The sequence below is a fragment of the Kitasatospora sp. NPDC004745 genome, from assembly GCF_042873275.1.
GTDB lineage: Bacteria > Actinomycetota > Actinomycetes > Streptomycetales > Streptomycetaceae > Kitasatospora.
This window is the reverse complement of the sequence record NZ_JBIALK010000016.1, coordinates 59500-75405: the sequence shown is the minus strand read 5'-3', so window position 1 is coordinate 75405 and position 15906 is coordinate 59500. Positions and strand designations below refer to the sequence as shown.

Annotated in this window: 22 protein-coding genes; 15 read left to right on the top strand and 7 right to left on the bottom strand. The window is 73.3% G+C overall.

The features are described 5' to 3' along the window. The first annotated feature begins 54 nt into the window (after nucleotides 1-54). Nucleotides 55-354, top strand: coding sequence for a YciI family protein (locus tag ACFYUY_RS24460; RefSeq protein WP_360206804.1), 300 nt, complete (start codon nucleotides 55-57; stop codon nucleotides 352-354). A 269-nt stretch (nucleotides 355-623) separates the two neighbouring features. Continuing rightward, nucleotides 624-2264, top strand: coding sequence for a phosphoglucomutase (alpha-D-glucose-1,6-bisphosphate-dependent) (gene pgm / locus ACFYUY_RS24455; protein WP_360206806.1), 1641 nt, complete (start codon nucleotides 624-626; stop codon nucleotides 2262-2264). Between the two features lie 132 nt (nucleotides 2265-2396). On the opposite strand, the gene ACFYUY_RS24450 is transcribed toward pgm, so the two are convergent. Then, a complete protein-coding gene (locus ACFYUY_RS24450) occupies nucleotides 2397-3578 on the bottom strand; it encodes an MFS transporter (protein WP_387903648.1) in 1182 nt (393 codons plus the stop codon). Between the two features lie 135 nt (nucleotides 3579-3713). Between ACFYUY_RS24450 and ACFYUY_RS24445 the strand changes: the two genes are divergently transcribed. From ACFYUY_RS24445 to ACFYUY_RS24435, 3 genes are all read left to right on the top strand, one after another. Further along, nucleotides 3714-4040 carry an ArsR/SmtB family transcription factor gene (locus ACFYUY_RS24445; RefSeq protein ID WP_387903645.1) on the top strand — a complete coding sequence of 109 codons (327 nt, stop codon included), beginning with the start codon at nucleotides 3714-3716 and terminating at the stop codon, nucleotides 4038-4040. 126 nt (nucleotides 4041-4166) lie between these two features. Then, nucleotides 4167-4520, top strand: a complete 354-nt coding sequence (locus ACFYUY_RS24440) for a VOC family protein (protein WP_387903642.1) — start codon at nucleotides 4167-4169, stop codon at nucleotides 4518-4520. 231 nt (nucleotides 4521-4751) lie between these two features. Further along, nucleotides 4752-4994 (top strand): hypothetical protein, encoded by a 243-nt coding sequence (locus ACFYUY_RS24435; protein WP_387903640.1) that lies wholly within the window; start codon nucleotides 4752-4754, stop codon nucleotides 4992-4994. Nucleotides 4995-5276: 282 nt separating this feature from the next. Here ACFYUY_RS24435 and ACFYUY_RS24430 read toward each other — a convergent pair whose 3' ends face one another. Continuing rightward, entirely contained in the window at nucleotides 5277-5486 is a 210-nt protein-coding gene (locus ACFYUY_RS24430; protein WP_387903637.1) for a DUF4287 domain-containing protein, read from the bottom strand. A 188-nt stretch (nucleotides 5487-5674) separates the two neighbouring features. On the opposite strand from ACFYUY_RS24430, the gene ACFYUY_RS24425 reads away from it, so the two are divergent. The 5 genes from ACFYUY_RS24425 (at nucleotide 5675) to ACFYUY_RS24405 (ending at nucleotide 8217) form a co-directional block, all read left to right on the top strand. After that, entirely contained in the window at nucleotides 5675-6085 is a 411-nt protein-coding gene (locus ACFYUY_RS24425; protein ID WP_387903634.1) for a PPOX class F420-dependent oxidoreductase, read from the top strand. 101 nt (nucleotides 6086-6186) lie between these two features. After that, entirely contained in the window at nucleotides 6187-6474 is a 288-nt protein-coding gene (locus tag ACFYUY_RS24420) for a hypothetical protein (protein WP_387903632.1), read from the top strand. Next, on the top strand, nucleotides 6471-6800 hold the full coding sequence (locus ACFYUY_RS24415; protein WP_387903629.1) for a hypothetical protein: 330 nt from the start codon (nucleotides 6471-6473) through the stop codon (nucleotides 6798-6800). The genes ACFYUY_RS24420 and ACFYUY_RS24415 overlap by 4 nt, the downstream gene beginning before the upstream one ends. A gap of 145 nt (nucleotides 6801-6945) precedes the next feature. Then, on the top strand, nucleotides 6946-7629 hold the full coding sequence (locus tag ACFYUY_RS24410) for a C39 family peptidase (protein ID WP_387903626.1): 684 nt from the start codon (nucleotides 6946-6948) through the stop codon (nucleotides 7627-7629). Between the two features lie 57 nt (nucleotides 7630-7686). Further along, a complete protein-coding gene (locus tag ACFYUY_RS24405; RefSeq protein WP_387903624.1) occupies nucleotides 7687-8217 on the top strand; it encodes a YrhB domain-containing protein in 531 nt (176 codons plus the stop codon). 365 nt (nucleotides 8218-8582) lie between these two features. Here ACFYUY_RS24405 and ACFYUY_RS24400 read toward each other — a convergent pair whose 3' ends face one another. The 3 genes from ACFYUY_RS24400 to ACFYUY_RS24390 form a co-directional block, all read right to left on the bottom strand. After that, nucleotides 8583-9299 carry a hypothetical protein gene (locus tag ACFYUY_RS24400; protein ID WP_387903622.1) on the bottom strand — a complete coding sequence of 239 codons (717 nt, stop codon included), beginning with the start codon at nucleotides 9297-9299 and terminating at the stop codon, nucleotides 8583-8585. Between the two features lie 227 nt (nucleotides 9300-9526). Then, complete coding sequence (locus ACFYUY_RS24395; RefSeq protein WP_387903619.1) at nucleotides 9527-9730, bottom strand: DUF397 domain-containing protein; 204 nt, start codon at nucleotides 9728-9730, stop codon at nucleotides 9527-9529. Continuing rightward, nucleotides 9715-10554, bottom strand: a complete 840-nt coding sequence (locus ACFYUY_RS24390; RefSeq protein ID WP_387903617.1) for a Scr1 family TA system antitoxin-like transcriptional regulator — start codon at nucleotides 10552-10554, stop codon at nucleotides 9715-9717. Before ACFYUY_RS24390 ends, ACFYUY_RS24395 begins: the two co-directional genes overlap by 16 nt. Before the next feature lie 119 nt (nucleotides 10555-10673). On the opposite strand from ACFYUY_RS24390, the gene ACFYUY_RS24385 reads away from it, so the two are divergent. From ACFYUY_RS24385 to ACFYUY_RS24365, 5 genes are all read left to right on the top strand, one after another. Further along, a complete protein-coding gene (locus ACFYUY_RS24385; protein WP_360206842.1) occupies nucleotides 10674-10871 on the top strand; it encodes a hypothetical protein in 198 nt (65 codons plus the stop codon). Nucleotides 10872-10891: 20 nt separating this feature from the next. Beyond that, nucleotides 10892-11119, top strand: a complete 228-nt coding sequence (locus ACFYUY_RS24380; RefSeq protein WP_387903614.1) for a hypothetical protein — start codon at nucleotides 10892-10894, stop codon at nucleotides 11117-11119. Between the two features lie 234 nt (nucleotides 11120-11353). After that, nucleotides 11354-11887, top strand: a complete 534-nt coding sequence (locus ACFYUY_RS24375; protein WP_360206848.1) for a SigE family RNA polymerase sigma factor — start codon at nucleotides 11354-11356, stop codon at nucleotides 11885-11887. Nucleotides 11888-12023: 136 nt separating this feature from the next. Then, nucleotides 12024-13274, top strand: a complete 1251-nt coding sequence (locus tag ACFYUY_RS24370) for a hypothetical protein (protein WP_387903611.1) — start codon at nucleotides 12024-12026, stop codon at nucleotides 13272-13274. Between the two features lie 171 nt (nucleotides 13275-13445). Next, nucleotides 13446-14408, top strand: a complete 963-nt coding sequence (locus tag ACFYUY_RS24365) for a phosphatidylinositol-specific phospholipase C (RefSeq protein WP_360206854.1) — start codon at nucleotides 13446-13448, stop codon at nucleotides 14406-14408. A gap of 89 nt (nucleotides 14409-14497) precedes the next feature. Here ACFYUY_RS24365 and ACFYUY_RS24360 read toward each other — a convergent pair whose 3' ends face one another. After that, complete coding sequence (locus ACFYUY_RS24360; RefSeq protein WP_387903607.1) at nucleotides 14498-15040, bottom strand: AAA family ATPase; 543 nt, start codon at nucleotides 15038-15040, stop codon at nucleotides 14498-14500. Nucleotides 15041-15123: 83 nt separating this feature from the next. Then, a complete protein-coding gene (locus tag ACFYUY_RS24355; protein ID WP_387903605.1) occupies nucleotides 15124-15849 on the bottom strand; it encodes a TetR/AcrR family transcriptional regulator in 726 nt (241 codons plus the stop codon). Nucleotides 15850-15906: the final 57 nt, after the last annotated feature.

Sequence of the window (15906 nt, the reverse complement as noted above, 5' to 3'; positions counted from 1 at the left end):
GCGTCCGCGCCCCCTGGTGCCCGGGGCGCGCGGGGTGCTGGCTAGCCTGGTCGCATGTTCGTACTGGAGCTGACGTACACCGCCCCGCTGGAGCGCATCGACGCCGTCCTGCCGCAGCACGTGCAGTGGCTGCACGCGCACTACGAGGCGGGCACCTTCCTCGCCTCGGGCCGCAAGGTGCCGCGCGAGGGCGGGGTGATCATCGCCCTGGGCGAGGACCGCGCCGCGATCGAGGAACTCACCCGCACCGACCCGTTCTCCCGCGAGGGCCTGGTCGCGTACACCGTCACCGAGTTCCTCGCCACCACCACCGCCCCCGCCCTGGACGCCTTCCGCCAGCAGCTGCCGGCCTGACACCCGGGCCGCACCACCCGGGCCGCACCACCCGGCACGCACGGCCCGGCACGCACGGCCCGGCACGCACGGCCCCGCGCGGGTACGGACGGCCCCGCACGGGCCCTGCGGGGCTGCGTCCGCATGCCCGTCGACGCGCCGTCCGCGTCCCGTTCGCGTCCCGTTCGTGTCCCCGTCCCGCCCGCCGGGTACGGGGCACGGTCGCGTTCTGGCTACGATCGGTGAGCACGGGGCAAGGACGCGACCGGGAAGTTGGCGGGAGAAGACGGATGGCACACGCACGGGCCGGGCAGCCGGCGCAGCCGGAGGACCTGGTGGATGTGGCGCGGCTGGTGACGGCGTACTACGCGCTGCACCCCGACCCGCAGGAGGCCGCCCAGCGGGTGGCGTTCGGCACCTCCGGGCACCGCGGCTCCTCGCTGGACGCCGCGTTCAACGAGGACCACATCGCCGCGACCACGCAGGCGATCTGCGAGTACCGCACCCAACAGGGCATCGCCGGGCCGCTGTTCCTGGGCGCCGACACCCACGCTCTGTCCGAGCCGGCCAAGGTCACCGCGGTGGAGGTGCTGGCCGCCAACGGCGTGCACGTCCTGCTGGACGCCGCCGACGGCTACACGCCCACCCCCGCGGTCTCGCACGCGATCCTGGCCCACAACCGCCGCAGCCCCAAGGCGCTGGCCGACGGCATCGTGGTGACCCCCTCGCACAACCCGCCGCGCGACGGCGGCTTCAAGTACAACCCGCCCAGCGGCGGGCCGGCCGGCTCCGAGGCCACCGGCTGGATCCAGGACCGCGCCAACGAGCTGATCCGCGAGGGCCTGCGCGGCGTCAAGCGCGTCCCCTACGCGCGGGCGCTGGCCGCCGCGACCACCGGGCGCCACGACTTCCTGGGCACCTACGTCGAGGACCTGCCCGCCGTGCTGGACCTGGACGCGGTGCGCGCCGCGGGCCTGCGCATCGGCGCCGACCCGCTCGGCGGCGCCTCGGTGGACTACTGGGCGCGCATCGCCGAAACCCACCGCCTGGACCTCACCGTCGTCAACCCGGTCACCGACCCGACCTGGCGGTTCATGACGCTGGACTGGGACGGCAAGATCCGCATGGACTGCTCCTCGCCCGCCGCGATGGCCTCCCTCATCGGGCGCCGCGCCGAGTACGCCATCGCCACCGGCAACGACGCCGACGCCGACCGCCACGGCATCGTCACCCCCGACGGCGGCCTGATGAACCCCAACCACTACCTCGCGGTCGCCGTCGACTACCTCTACCGCCACCGCCAGGACTGGCCCGCCGACGCGGCCGTCGGCAAGACCCTGGTCTCCTCCTCGATGCTCGACCGCGTCGCCACCGACCTCAAGCGCGACCTGCTGGAGGTGCCGGTCGGCTTCAAGTGGTTCGTCGACGGCCTCCTGGAGGGCTCCATCGCCTTCGGCGGCGAGGAGTCGGCCGGCGCCTCCTTCCTGCGCCGCGACGGCGGCGTGTGGACCACCGACAAGGACGGCATCCTGCTGGCCCTGCTCGCCTCCGAGATCACCGCCGTCACCGGCGCCACCCCCAGCGCCTACTACCGCGAGCTGACCGCCCGCCACGGCGCCCCCTCCTACGCCCGCGTCGACGCCCCCGCCGACCGCGAGCAGAAGGCCCGCCTGGCCCGGCTGTCCCCGGAGCGCGTCAGCGCCGGCGAACTCGCCGGCGAGGCGATCACCGCCGTCCTGGCCGACGCCCCCGGCAACGGCGCGCCCATCGGCGGCATCAAGGTCTGCACCGACAACGCCTGGTTCGCGGCCCGCCCCTCCGGCACCGAGGACGTCTACAAGATCTACGCCGAGTCCTTCCTCGGCGACGACCACCTCGCCCGCGTCCAGGACGAGGCCCGCACCCTGGTCGGCGAGGTCCTCGGCGCCTGACCCGCACCGCGCGTTCCCCGCGGCGCACCGCGCACCGCGCACCGCTTACCGCCCGTGCCCCGGACCGGACCCCCGGCCCGGGGCACGGGCGCACCCGGGCCCGTACGCCGGCCCCGGCGCCGGCCCCGGCCGCTACGCCGCTGCCGCGCCCGCCTCCGCCGCTGCCGGCGCCCCCGCCGCCGCGTCCCGCGTGGTCGCCGCCGCGACCCCCGCCGCCACCAGCGCCAGCCCCGCCGCCGCCAACGGGAACCACCGCCCGCCCAGCACCGCGATCGCCCAACTGCCCGCCACACCCCCGGCCGCCGTCCCCAGGTACAGCGCACTGCTGTTCAACGAGATCAGCAGCGGCGCACTGCCCGGATCGATCGACGCCAACCGGTGCGGCAGCGCCACCGACACCGCCCACCCCGCCAACGGCACCACCACCGCGTACACCAGCGCCCCCGGCATGCTGCGCCCCAACCACGGCAGGGCCGCGAACGTCGCCGCGGCCGCCGCCGAGCCGGCCAGCAGCACGCGGCGCACCCCGACCCGGTCCACCAGGCGCCCGCCCAGCCAGCTGCCCGCCACCGACATCACGCCCGCGGTCAGCAGCACCAGGCTCAGCCGCCCCGCGTCGCCGCCGGTGGCGCCCGCCACGGCGGTGGACAGGTAGATGTAGACGCACTGGAAGGCCAGGAAGAACACCAGGGTGGTGGCCGCGGCCCCGAGCACCCGGGGCCGGCCGAGCGGCGCCAGACGGTCGCGCAGCCCCACCGCGGCGCTCGGTGCGGGCAGCTCGCGCAGCAGCAGCGCGATCCCGGCCAGCGCGGCCGCGCCCAGGGCGGTGACCAGCCACATCGTCAGCCGCCAGTCGGTGCGCCCCACCCAGGTGCCCAGCGGCACGCCCAGCGCGGTGGCCACCGTCATCCCGCCCAGGACGGTCGCCAGCGCCCGTCCGCGCCGTTCGGGGGCGACCAGGGCGGTGGCCACGGCGTTGGCGGTGGGCGTGTACAGCGCGGCACCGCCCGCGGCCAGCACCCGGGTGGCCAGGAGCAGGTCGTAGGTGGGGGCGAGCGCGCTGAGGGCGTTGGCCGCGCCGAACACGGTGAGTCCGGTCAGCAGCAGGCGCCGGCGCGGCCAGCGGGCGGTGAGCGTGGCCAGGACCGGGGCGAGCAGGGCGTAGCCGAGGGCGAAGACGGTGACCAGCTGGCCGGCGGCGGGCACCGATACGCCGAGGTCGGCGGCCACCGGGGCGAGGATGCCGGCCACCACCATCGAGTCGGTGCCGACGGCGAAGGTGCCGAGGGCGAGCAGGAGCAGGCGTACGGGCACGGAAGGACCCCCCGGATCGTTTGATCACCATGCAACAGTTCGATACTCGTCAAACAATCAGGGACGGGTGGATGATTGTCAAACCATCGCCACCCGCCGGCCACCGCCCGCCACCGCCCCGTGAGGACCACCGCCATGCCCGACGACGAGCGGCTGCCCCAGCCCGACACCGCCGACATCGACCTCGTCACGGTCCTGCACGCCCTCGGCGACCCCGTCCGCATGACCCTGCTGCTCAGCTACGCCGACGGCGCCGAACACTCCTGCGCCCCCCGCGACCTCGGCCTCGAACACCTCCACAAGTCGACCGTCTCCCACCACATGCGCGTCCTGCGCGAGGCCGGCGTCACCACCACCCGCGTCGCCGGGCGCAACCGCTTCGTCAGCCTGCGCCGCACCGACCTCGACGCCCGCTTCCCCGGCCTCCTCGACGCCCTTCTCGCCGCCACCCCGCCCGCCTGAGCGCCCCGCCCGCCCGAGCGCGCCGCCCGCCCGAGCGCGCCGCCGGCCTGAGCGCCCTGCCCGCCCGAGCGCGCCGTCCGACGCCGCCTCGGCCCCGGCCGGCCGCCGCCCTGGCAGGATGGCGCCATGGAACACGTGCTGGGCATCGGCGGCTACTTCCTGCGCGCCGCAGACCCCTCCGCCCTCAACGCCTGGTACCGCGACTGCCTGGGTCTGGACACCGACGAACACGGCCTGTGGCGCCAGGAGGCGGGCCCCACCGTGCTGGCCACCTTCGACGCGGGCACCGACTACTTCGGCTCCCGCGCCCAGCAGACCATGCTCAACTTCCGCGTCCGCGACCTCGACGCCATGCTCGCCCAACTGCGCGCCAAGGGCGCCGACGTCGCCGACGACATCCAGGACATGGACGGCATCGGCCGCTTCGCCTGGGTCACCGACCCCGAGGGCAACCGCATCGAACTCTGGCAACCCGCCTGACCACCCCGGCCGCCGCATCGAGGCGCGCACGCCGGGCCGCGCCGCAGCGGCGATCGCCCTGCGACGCCGATCGCCATCGCGAGCGGGTTCCCGCCCCCGGGGGGGGGCGCTTCCGTAACTGTGGCAGCCTGCGGGCATGTCGGAGCTTCGAGAGCACGCAGGCCGTCACTACGCCGTCCGGTTCCACTACGCCCTGCCGGACGACGCCTGGTGCGTGGAACTGAGCGAAGCGTGCCCGCGCCGGCCTCGTGGGCCGGGATCCCCGGCGCCGAGACCCACCTGCCCGGGGCCGCCTTCCTGGTGGCCGTCATACCCGACGAGGATCCCGACCTGGAGCCGACGGTCCACGTGCACGGCCATGACGAACACGTCGTCCCGTACGAGGTCATGCGCTGGTTCATGGACCTGGTCGCCGAGCAGGTGGCCCGCTGCCGCACCGCACTGACGCAAGGCACTCCCGACCCGGTGCAATGATCCCGGCGTGACCGGCGCCGGCGGGGTCCGGGCCCGCGCCGAGCACGTCCCTCCCCGGCCTCCTCCCGGCCGGGGAGTGCGCCCCGGCAGCCGGCCGGCCGTGCACTGATCCCCTGGAAGGCCGATGACGGACGGCTCCAGGGCGGCGGGGGAGCGGGAAGTCGGCGGGGCCGACTTCCCGTGCCGCAGGTGTCGGCGGGCGGCTGGGCATCGAGCGAGTGGTGGTCCTGCCGGACCGGGCAGCGGCCCCGGCCCCGGGGGGAGTCGCCGGATGAGGGGGCGTCAGGCCTGCTTCTCGGCCAGGGCGTGGGCGACCAGGGCGTTGGCGTGGCCGTGGCCGAGGCCGTGCTCGGACTTGAGCCAGGCGACGAGCTCCATGTGCTTGGTGAGCGGGGAGGTGCGGACGAGGTCCTGCCAGTAGGCGATCGGCCGGCCGTACTTCTTCTCGATCGAGGGGAAGTAGCTGGCGGGGCCCTTCACGGTGTTGGTCATGATCAGATGGTCCCATCGGTGTCGAGCGAGAAGATCTCCGCGGTGGCGGTGTTCCACAGATAGGACCGGGACACCGACCGGAACTCATCGCCCCCGCGGTGTGGCCTGAGTCACACCCGACCGGAGTCCGTGCCGCCGGCCCCGGCGGCCTTGACCTCAAGGGCGCTTGAGCTCCTACGGTCGGGTACGTGATCTTCACCGAGACAGAACGCGCCTACCTCACCGCCCAGCCACTGGCCCGCCTGGCCACCACCGGCCCCGACGGCGGCCCCCAGGTCCGCCCGGTGGGCTTCCGCCTCAACGCCGACGGCACCATCGACATCGGCGGGCCCGCGATGGCCCGCAGCCGCAAGTACCGCAACGCCCAGGCCCGCCCCGAAGTCTCCGTCCTGGTGGACGACCTCGCCCCCGCCGACGACCCGGTCGCGCCCGGCTGGGGCCGCGGCGTCGAGATCCGGGGCCACGCCGAGACCCTCACCGTCGACGTGCCCCCCGTGGCACCCGACCACTTCAGCCACGACATCCTGCGCGTCCACCCCCGACGGGTCATCACCTGGAACCTTCAGGCCCGCGGCAGCACCACCCGCACCGTCGACTGACCTGCGCGAGGACCGCGCGAGGACCGCGCGAGGACCGCCCCTTCAAGGCCTCGTCCCCGCACCGGCGCCGTCCGTCCGCACCGCTGCGTAGGGTGCGGGGCATGACCGGGGCCTTCGACATCCACACCCGCCTGCCCGCAGCGCTGACCGACCGCGCCCAGACCGGGCGGTTCATCGCCGACTTCGCGGCCTCCTGGCACCAGCCCCTGTGGCCAGGGGACGGCTGGAGCGCCGAGCAGCTCGCGGCCTGCGAGCACCGCCTGGGCCTGGCTCTGCCGGCCGCCCTGCGCGAGACGTACCTGCTCCTGGGCCGGCGCAGCGACCTCACCGCCAACCACGACACACTGCTGCGCCCCGACGAGCTGCACGTCCTCGCCCCGGCACCGTGATCCGCGCGGACCTCGCCGACACGACGCGCGAGCGGTGGGAGCCCTGGGAGCCGAGCCTGACCGTGGCCTGCATCGCCATGGTGATGACCGAGACGGTGCTGTTCGACGGAGGCTTCACCGACTTCCTGGAGGCCGACGCCGAGGAGACCGGCCTGACGCAGCGGTTGCGGGAACTCCCGGCCGTGGGACGCGGCGCGCGCTGGTTCGCCGACGACGATGTCCTGATCCGCGCACTCGACGGCCACGGCCTGAACGCCCGAGCCCGAACGCAGCCAGCTCTGGAACGGCTGCGCACCGCGGTGCCCGGAGACCGGCTCGACGGGTGATCACGCTGCCCAGGGCCCCTCGGGAGTGGGAAGTCGACGGGGCCGACTTCCCGTGTCGCGTCGGCCGCGCCCCGGCCCGGCCGCCCGTCACCCGTTCGAGTCGTAGCGGCTGCGCGGAGCATCCGGGGTTTGTAGCGTCGGGCCCGTGAAGATCATTGCGAGCGCGCGAGTGGCCTGTACTGCCGCCCTTGTCGGCGCGGTCCTGGCGGCCGGCACCGGGACCGCGGTGGCCACCGGCGCCGTCGCGGCCACCTCGGTGCCCTTCTACGCCCAGCAGCTCAACAACGACTGCGAGGCGACGGCCCTGCGCATGGTCCTGGCCGCACGCGGCGTGAAGACCGACGACCAGGACGTCCTGGACAAGATCGGCGTCGACCGGGACCACCCCGAGTTCGGGCACTCCGGCCCGCTCTCCGGCGACCCGAACGTGGCCTTCGTCGGCGACCCGGACGGCTCGGAGGTCGACGGGACCGGCTTCGGCGTGTACGCCCCGCCGGTGGCGAACGCCGCCCGCGCCTACGGGCTCACCGTGGACCAGTCCGGTTCGGGCATCGCGGTCCAGACGCTCAAGGACGCCCTGGCGGCCGGGCACCCCGCCATCGTCTGGGTCGACTACCTGTGGCGCCACCTCAGGTCGACCACCTACACCGCCTACGACGACGTCAAGGTCCTGTACGCCGGACCGGCCGAACACGCCGTCGTCGTCACCGGGTTCGGCAACGGGACGGTGTCGATCAACGACCCCGCCCGCGGCCGCACGACCGTCTCCGAGCGGGACTTCGAGAACGGCTACGCCACCTACGGCCGGATGGCCGTCGTCGTCGACTGACGAACGGCCCGGACTCCGGGCCGGAAACCCGGTTGACCTGTGGTGAATGACGAGGGCGTGATCTCCGAGGAACGCGCCGCCGAGCTCGTCGAGTCGCTGTTGGCCGACGAGCGGCCGACATGGGCGGGGCCGCTCTCCGAGCCGGTCGTCTGCGAGATGGAGGAGCACGCGGTCGGCTGGCTCGTCCTCTGGAACTCGGCCCAGTACGCGCGCACCCGCGATCCGCGCGACAGCCTGGCCGGCAGCGGCCCCTACCTGGTGGACCGGTACGACGGCAGCATCCACCACGTCCCGGCCACCGCGATGGGCGGGGGCTGGGAGGAGCTCTACCTCCGGCAGGCCCGAGGGGGAACGCCGTCCGACCCGCTGGTCATCGCTCTCCAGGAGCTCCTTCGCTCCTCCGGAACCACGGCGGCCCTGCGCCACCTCCGCCGCCAGGCACCGCTACTCGGACTGCAGGACGTCCGGGCGTTCGTGTCGGCGGTGTCGCGCGGGGTGCCGCCTTCGGACGCGCTGGTGCGCCTCACGTGGCAGCGTGAGGCCGGTTCGCCCCCGGACATCGAGACCCTCACCGGCCCGGTCGGTTGACGGCCGCGGCGGGATGACAGCGCTTGCCGTGCGTCGATCGTGCGTGTCCCCGGTCGAGGCCGTGGCCGCACGGGCGGCATGACGACCGCCCGAAAGGTCCGTGCCGCGTAACCGGCCCGGCCGGATCCGGGCCGGCCTCCCGCGCCGGCACCGTGAGCAGAACACCAGGACCGCCATCGACGGGCTGTCCCCGCGAGTTCCGAAAGGTCGTCGCCTACCTCGACGGCCGGCTCCATCGCCGCTCACTACCGCCACCGGCAACACGATGAAGCACAAGGCGGGGAGCGGGAAGTCGGCGGGGCCGACTTCCCCTGCGGGCAGGGGGACGCAAACAGCGGGGCCGAACGCCGCTGCTGTGCGAGCTCCTACCGTTCTGCCGACGGAAGGACGGGGGAGCAGGAGCGGCCCGCGTCCAGGGCCCGGCCGCAGAGCGAGCACCAGTCGAAGGGGGCGGTGGTGAGTGCGGGGACTGCGGCCCGCAGGGCGGATTCGGCTCGGTCGAGACCCGCGCCGTCCCGTGCGAAGCAGCGCACGATCCAGGTGTCACGGAGTGTCCGCGGCGTCCACCAGCTGTAGAGCTCCAGGTGGAAGGCCCACCTGCCGTCGAACCACCACGTGTCGGCGGGGCCGGTCGCCTCCGGTACGCGAGGTGGCAGGTGTTCCTCGGCGACGCGCGGGGCCACTCCGAGGCCGGTGGTGGTCCGCAGGACGAGGTGCGGCCACCGGTACACGCTCGCCAACAGGGCGTCGGCCTCCAGCCGCTGCTCGACGCTGCTGTTGAGCACCCTGTGCGCCGACCCCGGCACCGGTATCGCGGTGCGGCCGTCCGCGAGGACGTCCACCCGGACGGTCCCGGGGCCGTCGAGGATTCCGGGGAAGGCCCAGCCGTGGGACGTCCAGTGGGCGGACGGAACCCCGTCCAGACCGTACTCGTCGGGGTTGCCGCCCCGCGCTGAGTAGAACAGGCCGCCGTAGCGTTCCTCGAACCGGACCATCGCGTCCACGATCGAGGTCTCCGCGGGATGCTCGAAGCCGGCGTCGTCGACGGTCGTCGTCTCCTGCCTGATCCGGTCGGGAGACATCGGCGTATGCCGCCGCGCACGTGGCTCGAGGAAGTCCCGGAGCCGGGGCGACACAGTGGGGTCATCGAGAATGTGTATGCCGCACAGGGTACGCCGCCGAGCCGCACCGGGCGGCCAGCCGTGCGTGCGCTGACCGCCCACGCCCAGTGAGTCCGTGGAATCGGCCGTCCAGGAGTGGGAAGTCGGCGAGGACGACTTCCCACGTCGAGCACCGGGAGTTGTTTGGGCTATGCGTCGAACTCGCCCGCGCGGACGGCGGTGACGAAGGACTGCCAGGCGGAGGAGTGAAAGAGGAGGGCGGGGCCCTCGGGGTCCTTGGAGTCCCGGACGGGCATCACGCCGGGGAAGCCGTCGGCGACTTCGATGCATGCACCGCCACTGCTGCTGTAGGTGCTCTTGCGCCAGTGGGTGTTGGTCAGTTCGACGTCCATTCGAGATCCCTCCGGACCATACGGATCATGGCCAATGAGTCGGCCTGGTTCATGGACTCGACCCCGAGCCGATCGTAGCCCTTGGTCACCGCCGCAACTGACTGAAGGTCACGGTCGATGTAGCCACGCTGCTCGGTCTCGCCATACGCGAGAACTTTGCGGCTGGGCATGGTAAGGAGGTGGATCATGCGAGTGAATGGCAGCCGCTCTCCCAACTCGTGCGGTGCCACCTGAATGACGATGTTCGAGCGGTCAGCGAGTCGTTCAAGGTGGAGCAGCTGCTCGACCATGACGTCTCGCCCGCCGATCAGCCGTTTGAGGCAGCTCTCGTCCAGCACCGCGTGCAGAACCGGCGGCGGATCGCGGTCCAGAACCTGCTGCCGAGCCAACCGGAACTCGACACGCTCCTCGGCCTTCTCCTGCGTCGCGTTGCCTTGCCGGGCGTATCCGACCTCGACTGCGGTCGCGTAGGCGCGAGTCTGCAGGATTCCAGGGATGACGTTGATTTCGAAGACACGGATCTGCTCTGCACGTGACTCGTAGTTGACGTACTCCGGGAAGCCCTCGTGTAGCGCCGTGTGCTTGAGCTGCCAGTACATGAGCGTCAGCGTGCCGCCGGTCTTCAGCTCCTGGTCGGCGAGTTCCGCCAGCTTCAGGCTCGGCGGCCGCTGCGCAAGTTCGACGTAGGAGAGGTGGGAGGCGGTGCAGTCCACCTTCTTCGACAGCTGGAGCTGGGTGAGCCCAGCGGCCTCTCGCGACCTGCGGAGTTGGACTCCGAAGGCAGCCCACGGGGATGACGTCGGGTCGATGGTCTTCTTGTTCATGGCAACCCCCAACTCGCGGCCGGCCCACCGGCAAGTCGCATTTCACTTCCGATGCTAGGCGACCCAGGGCCACCATGTGCACGGAAAGTGAAAGAACGATCGCGGAGGGTTCCGTCCTCATGGCTCATGACCAAGCGCCCGAGCTCCACGGCTACGGGGTCCGGTGGGACCCCGAGGGGCGGTGCTACCGGGTGCGCAACGAGCGGGTGGGGGAGTGGCTGCGCCAACCCTCCGGGGAGCTCAGCGGGTTCACGTCCTTCGACGCGGCGTTCAGCGCGTGGCGGCAGTTCGAGCCGCCGCGCCCCCTGGGGGCGTGATGGGATCCGCCCTGAACCGCGTGACCGCCGACCAGCGCCGCCAGGCCGCCGACGCCCTGGACGACCTGACCACCGTGCTCGCCCTGGGCGGGGTGACGCTGCCCTCCATCGAGGTGGACTGGGAGTACGGGCACCGCACCGGCTGCTACCTGATCGGCCTCGGATCCGCCCGGGCGCCCGAGGTGCTGCGCATCGTCGACCTGCTCCGCAAGGGGCTGCGCTACGAGCGCCTGACGTATGACGACTGACGATCTCCTCGCCCTGAGGAAGGGCCCCTGATACGCGATCCCCGTTGCTGACCGTGCCGGACGAGTGGGAGGGCACTACGGTGGCGGGGCAGGGCGGTGATGCGGTCGGTGGTGACGGTGCCGCCGTCGAGGACGAGGACGAGGACGGGGACGCGCGAGGACGAAACGGCACACGGGCGGCCCGGCGAGAAGGCCACCTGCGACGTGATCGGGCCCCCACCGCGTTAGACAGACATGCACCGCACAACCACGAAGAGCCCGGAGCCGGGCGGCGAACCGCTCGACTTCCGGGAGTTCGCCGCGGCACGGGGGCGCCACCTGGTCAGGACCGCCTTCCTGCTCACCGGCGGCGACGCACACCTCGCCGAGGACCTCGCCCAGGAGGCCCTCGGCAAGCTGTACGGCAAATGGCGCCGCATAGCGCGCCTGGACAACCCCGCCGGGTACGCCCAGACCGTCCTGGTGAACGCCTTCCTCTCCCACCGCCGCCGGCGCAGCAGCGCCGAGCACGTGACCGACACCTTCGCCGAAGCCGCCGTCAGCGACCCCGACCCCGCCCTGCGGGTCACCCTGCTGCGCGCGCTGGGCGAACTGCCCGCCCACGACCGGGCGGTCCTGGTCCTGCGCTTCTGGGAGGACCGCAGCGTCGAGGAGACCGCCGCGGCGCTGCGCATCAGCGTCAGCGCCGTGCGCTCGCGCAGCGCCCGGGCCCTGACCCGGCTGCGCGCCGTCCTGGGCGCCGAGCTGGACGACCTCGCCCGCTCCTGAGCACCCACCTGCTCCCGAGCGCCCGCTCCTGAGCACCCGCCCGCTCCTGAGCACCCACCCGCTCCTGACGAGCGGACCCCCGGGCCCGGACCGACCGCCCGGGCACCCACCACCGACGAGGAAGCGGAGTACCGGCATGTCCCTTGACGCGCACGACGAACAGCTCGCCCGGATCCTCCGGGACGCGGCCGACCTGGCTCCGGACCCGCCCGGCGCGCTGCTGGCCGACGGCGCCGAGCGGCGCTGGCGCCGGGCCCGGCGCCGGAAGGCGGCGCTGGCCGGCAGCGCGGGCGTGGTGGCGCTGGCCGCCGTGGCCGCGGTGGCGCTGCGGCCCTGGGCGGCGCCGACCGACATCGCCCCCGCCGCGCCCGCCGGCGGCTGGCCCGAGCGGATCACCGCCGCGTTCATGGCGGACACCCTCACCGCGGTGCTGCCGCCCGGCCAGGTCACCGCCGCGGGCGGCAGCGGAAGCAACGACGGGCCGGTGCCGGGGCTGGCGCCGACGGCGCACCTGATCTACGACGACGGTCACGGCGCCGGGATGGTGACCCTGTCCGTGAACCGGGCCACCCTGCCGATCCGCGCCTCGACGTGGGGCACCGAGTGCCCCGACCCGGTCGAGGCGCCGACCGAGGCGTGCGAGCGGACGGTGCGCCCGGACGGCTCGATCGTGGTGGTCGCCAAGCTGAAGCCCGTCGAACCGATGAAGGTGCGCAAGTGGCAGGCCACCTACACCGGTGCGGACGGCCGGCAGGTGCAGATCTGGGAGGTCAACTCGACCAGCTTCGGTCCGCCGCTGAGCCGTGAGGAGCCGCCGCTTAGCGACGACCAGCTCGTCGCGGCCGCCACCAGCAGCGCCTGGGACCCGCTCTTCGCCCAGCCCGGCAGCCCCGGCACGAGCCCGGCCGGCGCCGCCCAGGGCCGGACACCGGAGCCCCAGGGCCCCGAACCGGAGCGCATCCTCGCCACCGTGGCGGGCGCGCTGCCGGCCGGCACGCGCACCGACAGCGGCGCGGCGCAGCACGTCCCGGGCCGGGCGCACGTCTCGGTCACGCTGGAGGGGCGCACCAGCATGCTGTCCGTCTCCGTGACGCCAGGCCCGGACACGGACGGCGGCGGGCGCGCGGGCTTCGAGGCGGACGCCGAGCCGGGGGCGCTGTCGCACACCGCCGACGGGTCGAGCGTGCTGGTGCGCGAGAGCGGTGCGACGAAGTCGGGCGGCGGGCCGACGGTGCTGTGGAGCGTGGAGGTGCGGCAGGCCGACGGGACGCGGGTGCGGGTGTCGCAGTGGAACGGCGCCGACGAGACCCAGATGACGCCCGGAAAACCGGCTCTGACGACCAATCAGCTCAAGGCCGTCGCCACCGCCCCCGGCTGGCGGCACTGAGGGCGCCGCGCCGGGCCCACCCGGGCCCGGCCGCGCGCCGGTGGACCGACCGTGCGCCGGCGACGGTGAACCGGGCCCCGGCCGGGGGGTGAACCCGCCCGCGCGGTGGGCACGTTCGCAGGAGAGGGGCGCGCAACGCGCCGCCGAACGGAAGGCCGAAGGAGCCACACCATGGGCATAGCACGTCGTGACCTTCTCAGGTGGAGCGCGGGAGTCGGCGGTGCGGCGGCCGTCGCCGGCCTCGGCGGCCTGGCCCTGCCCTCCACCGCCTGGGCCGGCGCCCGGACCACCCCGCGCGGGATGCCGACCGACAGCTGGATGCGCTACATCAAGGACGGCGTGCCCCTGCGCAGCCTCACGATCCCGGGCACCCACGACTCCTGCTGCGAGAACCCCAACTACGGCACCGAGTGGTCGCACACCCAGAACTGGGGCATCACCCAGCAGTTGCAGGAGGGCATCCGCTTCCTCGACATCCGCTGCAACGGCCTGCAGGGCGCGCCCAACGAGCTCGGGATCTACCACTCCAACGCCTACCAGTACATCCGGCTCCAGGACGTGCTCAACCAGTGCCGCTCCTTCCTGCAGGCGCACCCCTCCGAGACCGTCGTGATGCGGCTGAAGAACGAGAACGCCGGCGGCCAGGCGCTCGACGAGGTCGAGTTCCGCCGGCGGGTCAACTACTACTTCAACGAACTGGGCTTCCGCAGCCTGTTCCACTTCTACGGCTGGCCCACGATCGACGCCGCCCGCGGGAAGGTCGTGCTGCTCGCCGACTTCGCCAACGACTGGGGCCTGATCAACTGGTCCAGCAGTCAGAACAGTTACTTCGACACCCAGGACGTCTGGCAGATCGACGAGACCTTCCCGCTGGTCAAGAAGGGGAAGTACATCGTCGCCCAGTTCGACAAGGCCTTCCTGAACCCGGGCTCCTCGCAGATGTTCGTCAACTTCATCAGCTTCGCCAACGGCAACTGGCCCAAGAGCAACGCACAGACCCTGATGGACCAGACCGTCTACCCGTACCTGAAGGCCCGCACCGAGCAGCGGGCCCGGTTCGGCATCGTCCCGATGGACTTCCCGGACTTCCACGTCAACGTGCTGCACATGCTGATCGACAAGAACTTCGTCTAGCACACGCCGGCCCCCGGCGGGCCCGGCGGTGGCCCCCTCCGGGGGAGGGGGCCACCGTCTCTCCACGGGGAATTGACGTTTCGTCACATTCAGGGAGTGGCGGCGGGTGCGGCGAACGCGGCGACGTCCGCCAGCGACGGGTGGTAGCCGTCGGTGGTGTCCACGCACAGCCGGGGCACCGGCAGTGACAGGGGCGCGAAGTCGTCCAGCAGGTTGCCCGGCCCCGGCGGGGCCTCCAGCAGGGCGCGGTCCGCGTGCGCGGACCGGCCCGCCTGCCCGGCCCGCGCCGCCAGGCGGGCCCGGACCCGTGCGCGGGCCAGCGCCGGATCCACCCGGCAGTGCACGATCCGCAGCTCGGTCAGGCCGGTCAGCGGTGCCAGTCCGGGGCGCCACAGCCGGTCCTGGAACGCCGCCTCCGCCACCACGCTCACCCCCGCGCGCACCAGAACCCCCAGCGCGTCGAAGAACGCCGCCCGCACCACCTCGTCCGGGTTCGAGGCCGCGGTCCCGGCGTGCACCAGGCCCTCCTTCACCTCGTCGCGGCACAGCGCCGGGCAGCCGACGGCCCGCGCCAGCGCGTGCGCCAGCGTCGTCTTCCCGCTGCCCGGCCCACCGCTGACCACGATCAGCACCGCGTCCTCCACCCGCCGCCCGGACCCCGCCGAACCCTCGCCGAACCCTCGCCGAACCCCACCGTAGGCCCGCCGCGGGCAGGTCAGCCGGATGCGGGCCGCAGGCCGTCCAGGAGCAGACCGAGGGCGAACGCGAAGCGGTCGTGCCCGGTGCCGCAGACCAGCTCGGCGGCATGGCGCCGGGTGTGCGGGAACTGTTCGGCGGGCAGTGCGCCGAAGCGCTCCAGCAGCTCCTCGGGGCCGAGCACCCATTCCTGGTCCTCGTGCCGGCGCCGCTGCCGGACCATCGACTGCTCCAGGGCGTAGGCGCCGACGTAGAGGGACAGCGCGTCGCGGGCCCAGCCGGCCGTCCTCGGGTCGAGGCCGCCCGCCAGCAGGATCGCCAGGATCCCCTCGCCGACCCGCAGCGTCGCCAGGTTGGTCGGCACCACGGCCAGCGCGGCGCGCGAGACCCCGGGGTACGTCAGGTAGAGGTCGCGGATCTGGGTGTACACCCCGACCAGTTGCCCGCGCCAGGCGCCCGGGTCCGGCGCGGGGACCACGACCTCGGCGTAGAGCCGGCCGATCAGCAGGTCGTCGAGGTCGTCCTTGTTGACGATGTGCGCGTACAGCGAGGACGGGCCGGTGCCGAGCACGGTGGCGACCCGACGGATGGTCAGCGCGTCGTACCCCTCGGTGGCGACGACCTCCAGCGCGGCGTCGGTGATCCGTTCGACGGTGATCGGCTTCTTGCGCGCCGGCGCCGCGGGGGCTTGCTCCGCGGGCTGGGCGTGGCGGGCCGCGCGGCGTCGGCGGGGATCGTCGGACATGCCGACCACTGTAGCTTGACGCGATCTAAGTTCGTCAATTAGAACTTAGATCGTCCG

Coding starts and splice junctions, on each gene's coding strand:
- ACFYUY_RS24460 (WP_360206804.1), top strand. CDS start 55: ATGTTCGTACTGGAGCTGACGTACACCGCCCCGCTGGAGCGCATCGAC.
- pgm (WP_360206806.1), top strand. CDS start 624: ATGGCACACGCACGGGCCGGGCAGCCGGCGCAGCCGGAGGACCTGGTG.
- ACFYUY_RS24445 (WP_387903645.1), top strand. CDS start 3,714: ATGCCCGACGACGAGCGGCTGCCCCAGCCCGACACCGCCGACATCGAC.
- ACFYUY_RS24440 (WP_387903642.1), top strand. CDS start 4,167: ATGGAACACGTGCTGGGCATCGGCGGCTACTTCCTGCGCGCCGCAGAC.
- ACFYUY_RS24430 (WP_387903637.1), bottom strand. CDS start 5,486: ATGACCAACACCGTGAAGGGCCCCGCCAGCTACTTCCCCTCGATCGAG.
- ACFYUY_RS24420 (WP_387903632.1), top strand. CDS start 6,187: ATGACCGGGGCCTTCGACATCCACACCCGCCTGCCCGCAGCGCTGACC.
- ACFYUY_RS24400 (WP_387903622.1), bottom strand. CDS start 9,299: ATGTCTCCCGACCGGATCAGGCAGGAGACGACGACCGTCGACGACGCC.
- ACFYUY_RS24395 (WP_387903619.1), bottom strand. CDS start 9,730: ATGGACGTCGAACTGACCAACACCCACTGGCGCAAGAGCACCTACAGC.
- ACFYUY_RS24390 (WP_387903617.1), bottom strand. CDS start 10,554: ATGAACAAGAAGACCATCGACCCGACGTCATCCCCGTGGGCTGCCTTC.
- ACFYUY_RS24385 (WP_360206842.1), top strand. CDS start 10,674: ATGGCTCATGACCAAGCGCCCGAGCTCCACGGCTACGGGGTCCGGTGG.
- ACFYUY_RS24375 (WP_360206848.1), top strand. CDS start 11,354: ATGCACCGCACAACCACGAAGAGCCCGGAGCCGGGCGGCGAACCGCTC.
- ACFYUY_RS24370 (WP_387903611.1), top strand. CDS start 12,024: ATGTCCCTTGACGCGCACGACGAACAGCTCGCCCGGATCCTCCGGGAC.
- ACFYUY_RS24365 (WP_360206854.1), top strand. CDS start 13,446: ATGGGCATAGCACGTCGTGACCTTCTCAGGTGGAGCGCGGGAGTCGGC.
- ACFYUY_RS24355 (WP_387903605.1), bottom strand. CDS start 15,849: ATGTCCGACGATCCCCGCCGACGCCGCGCGGCCCGCCACGCCCAGCCC.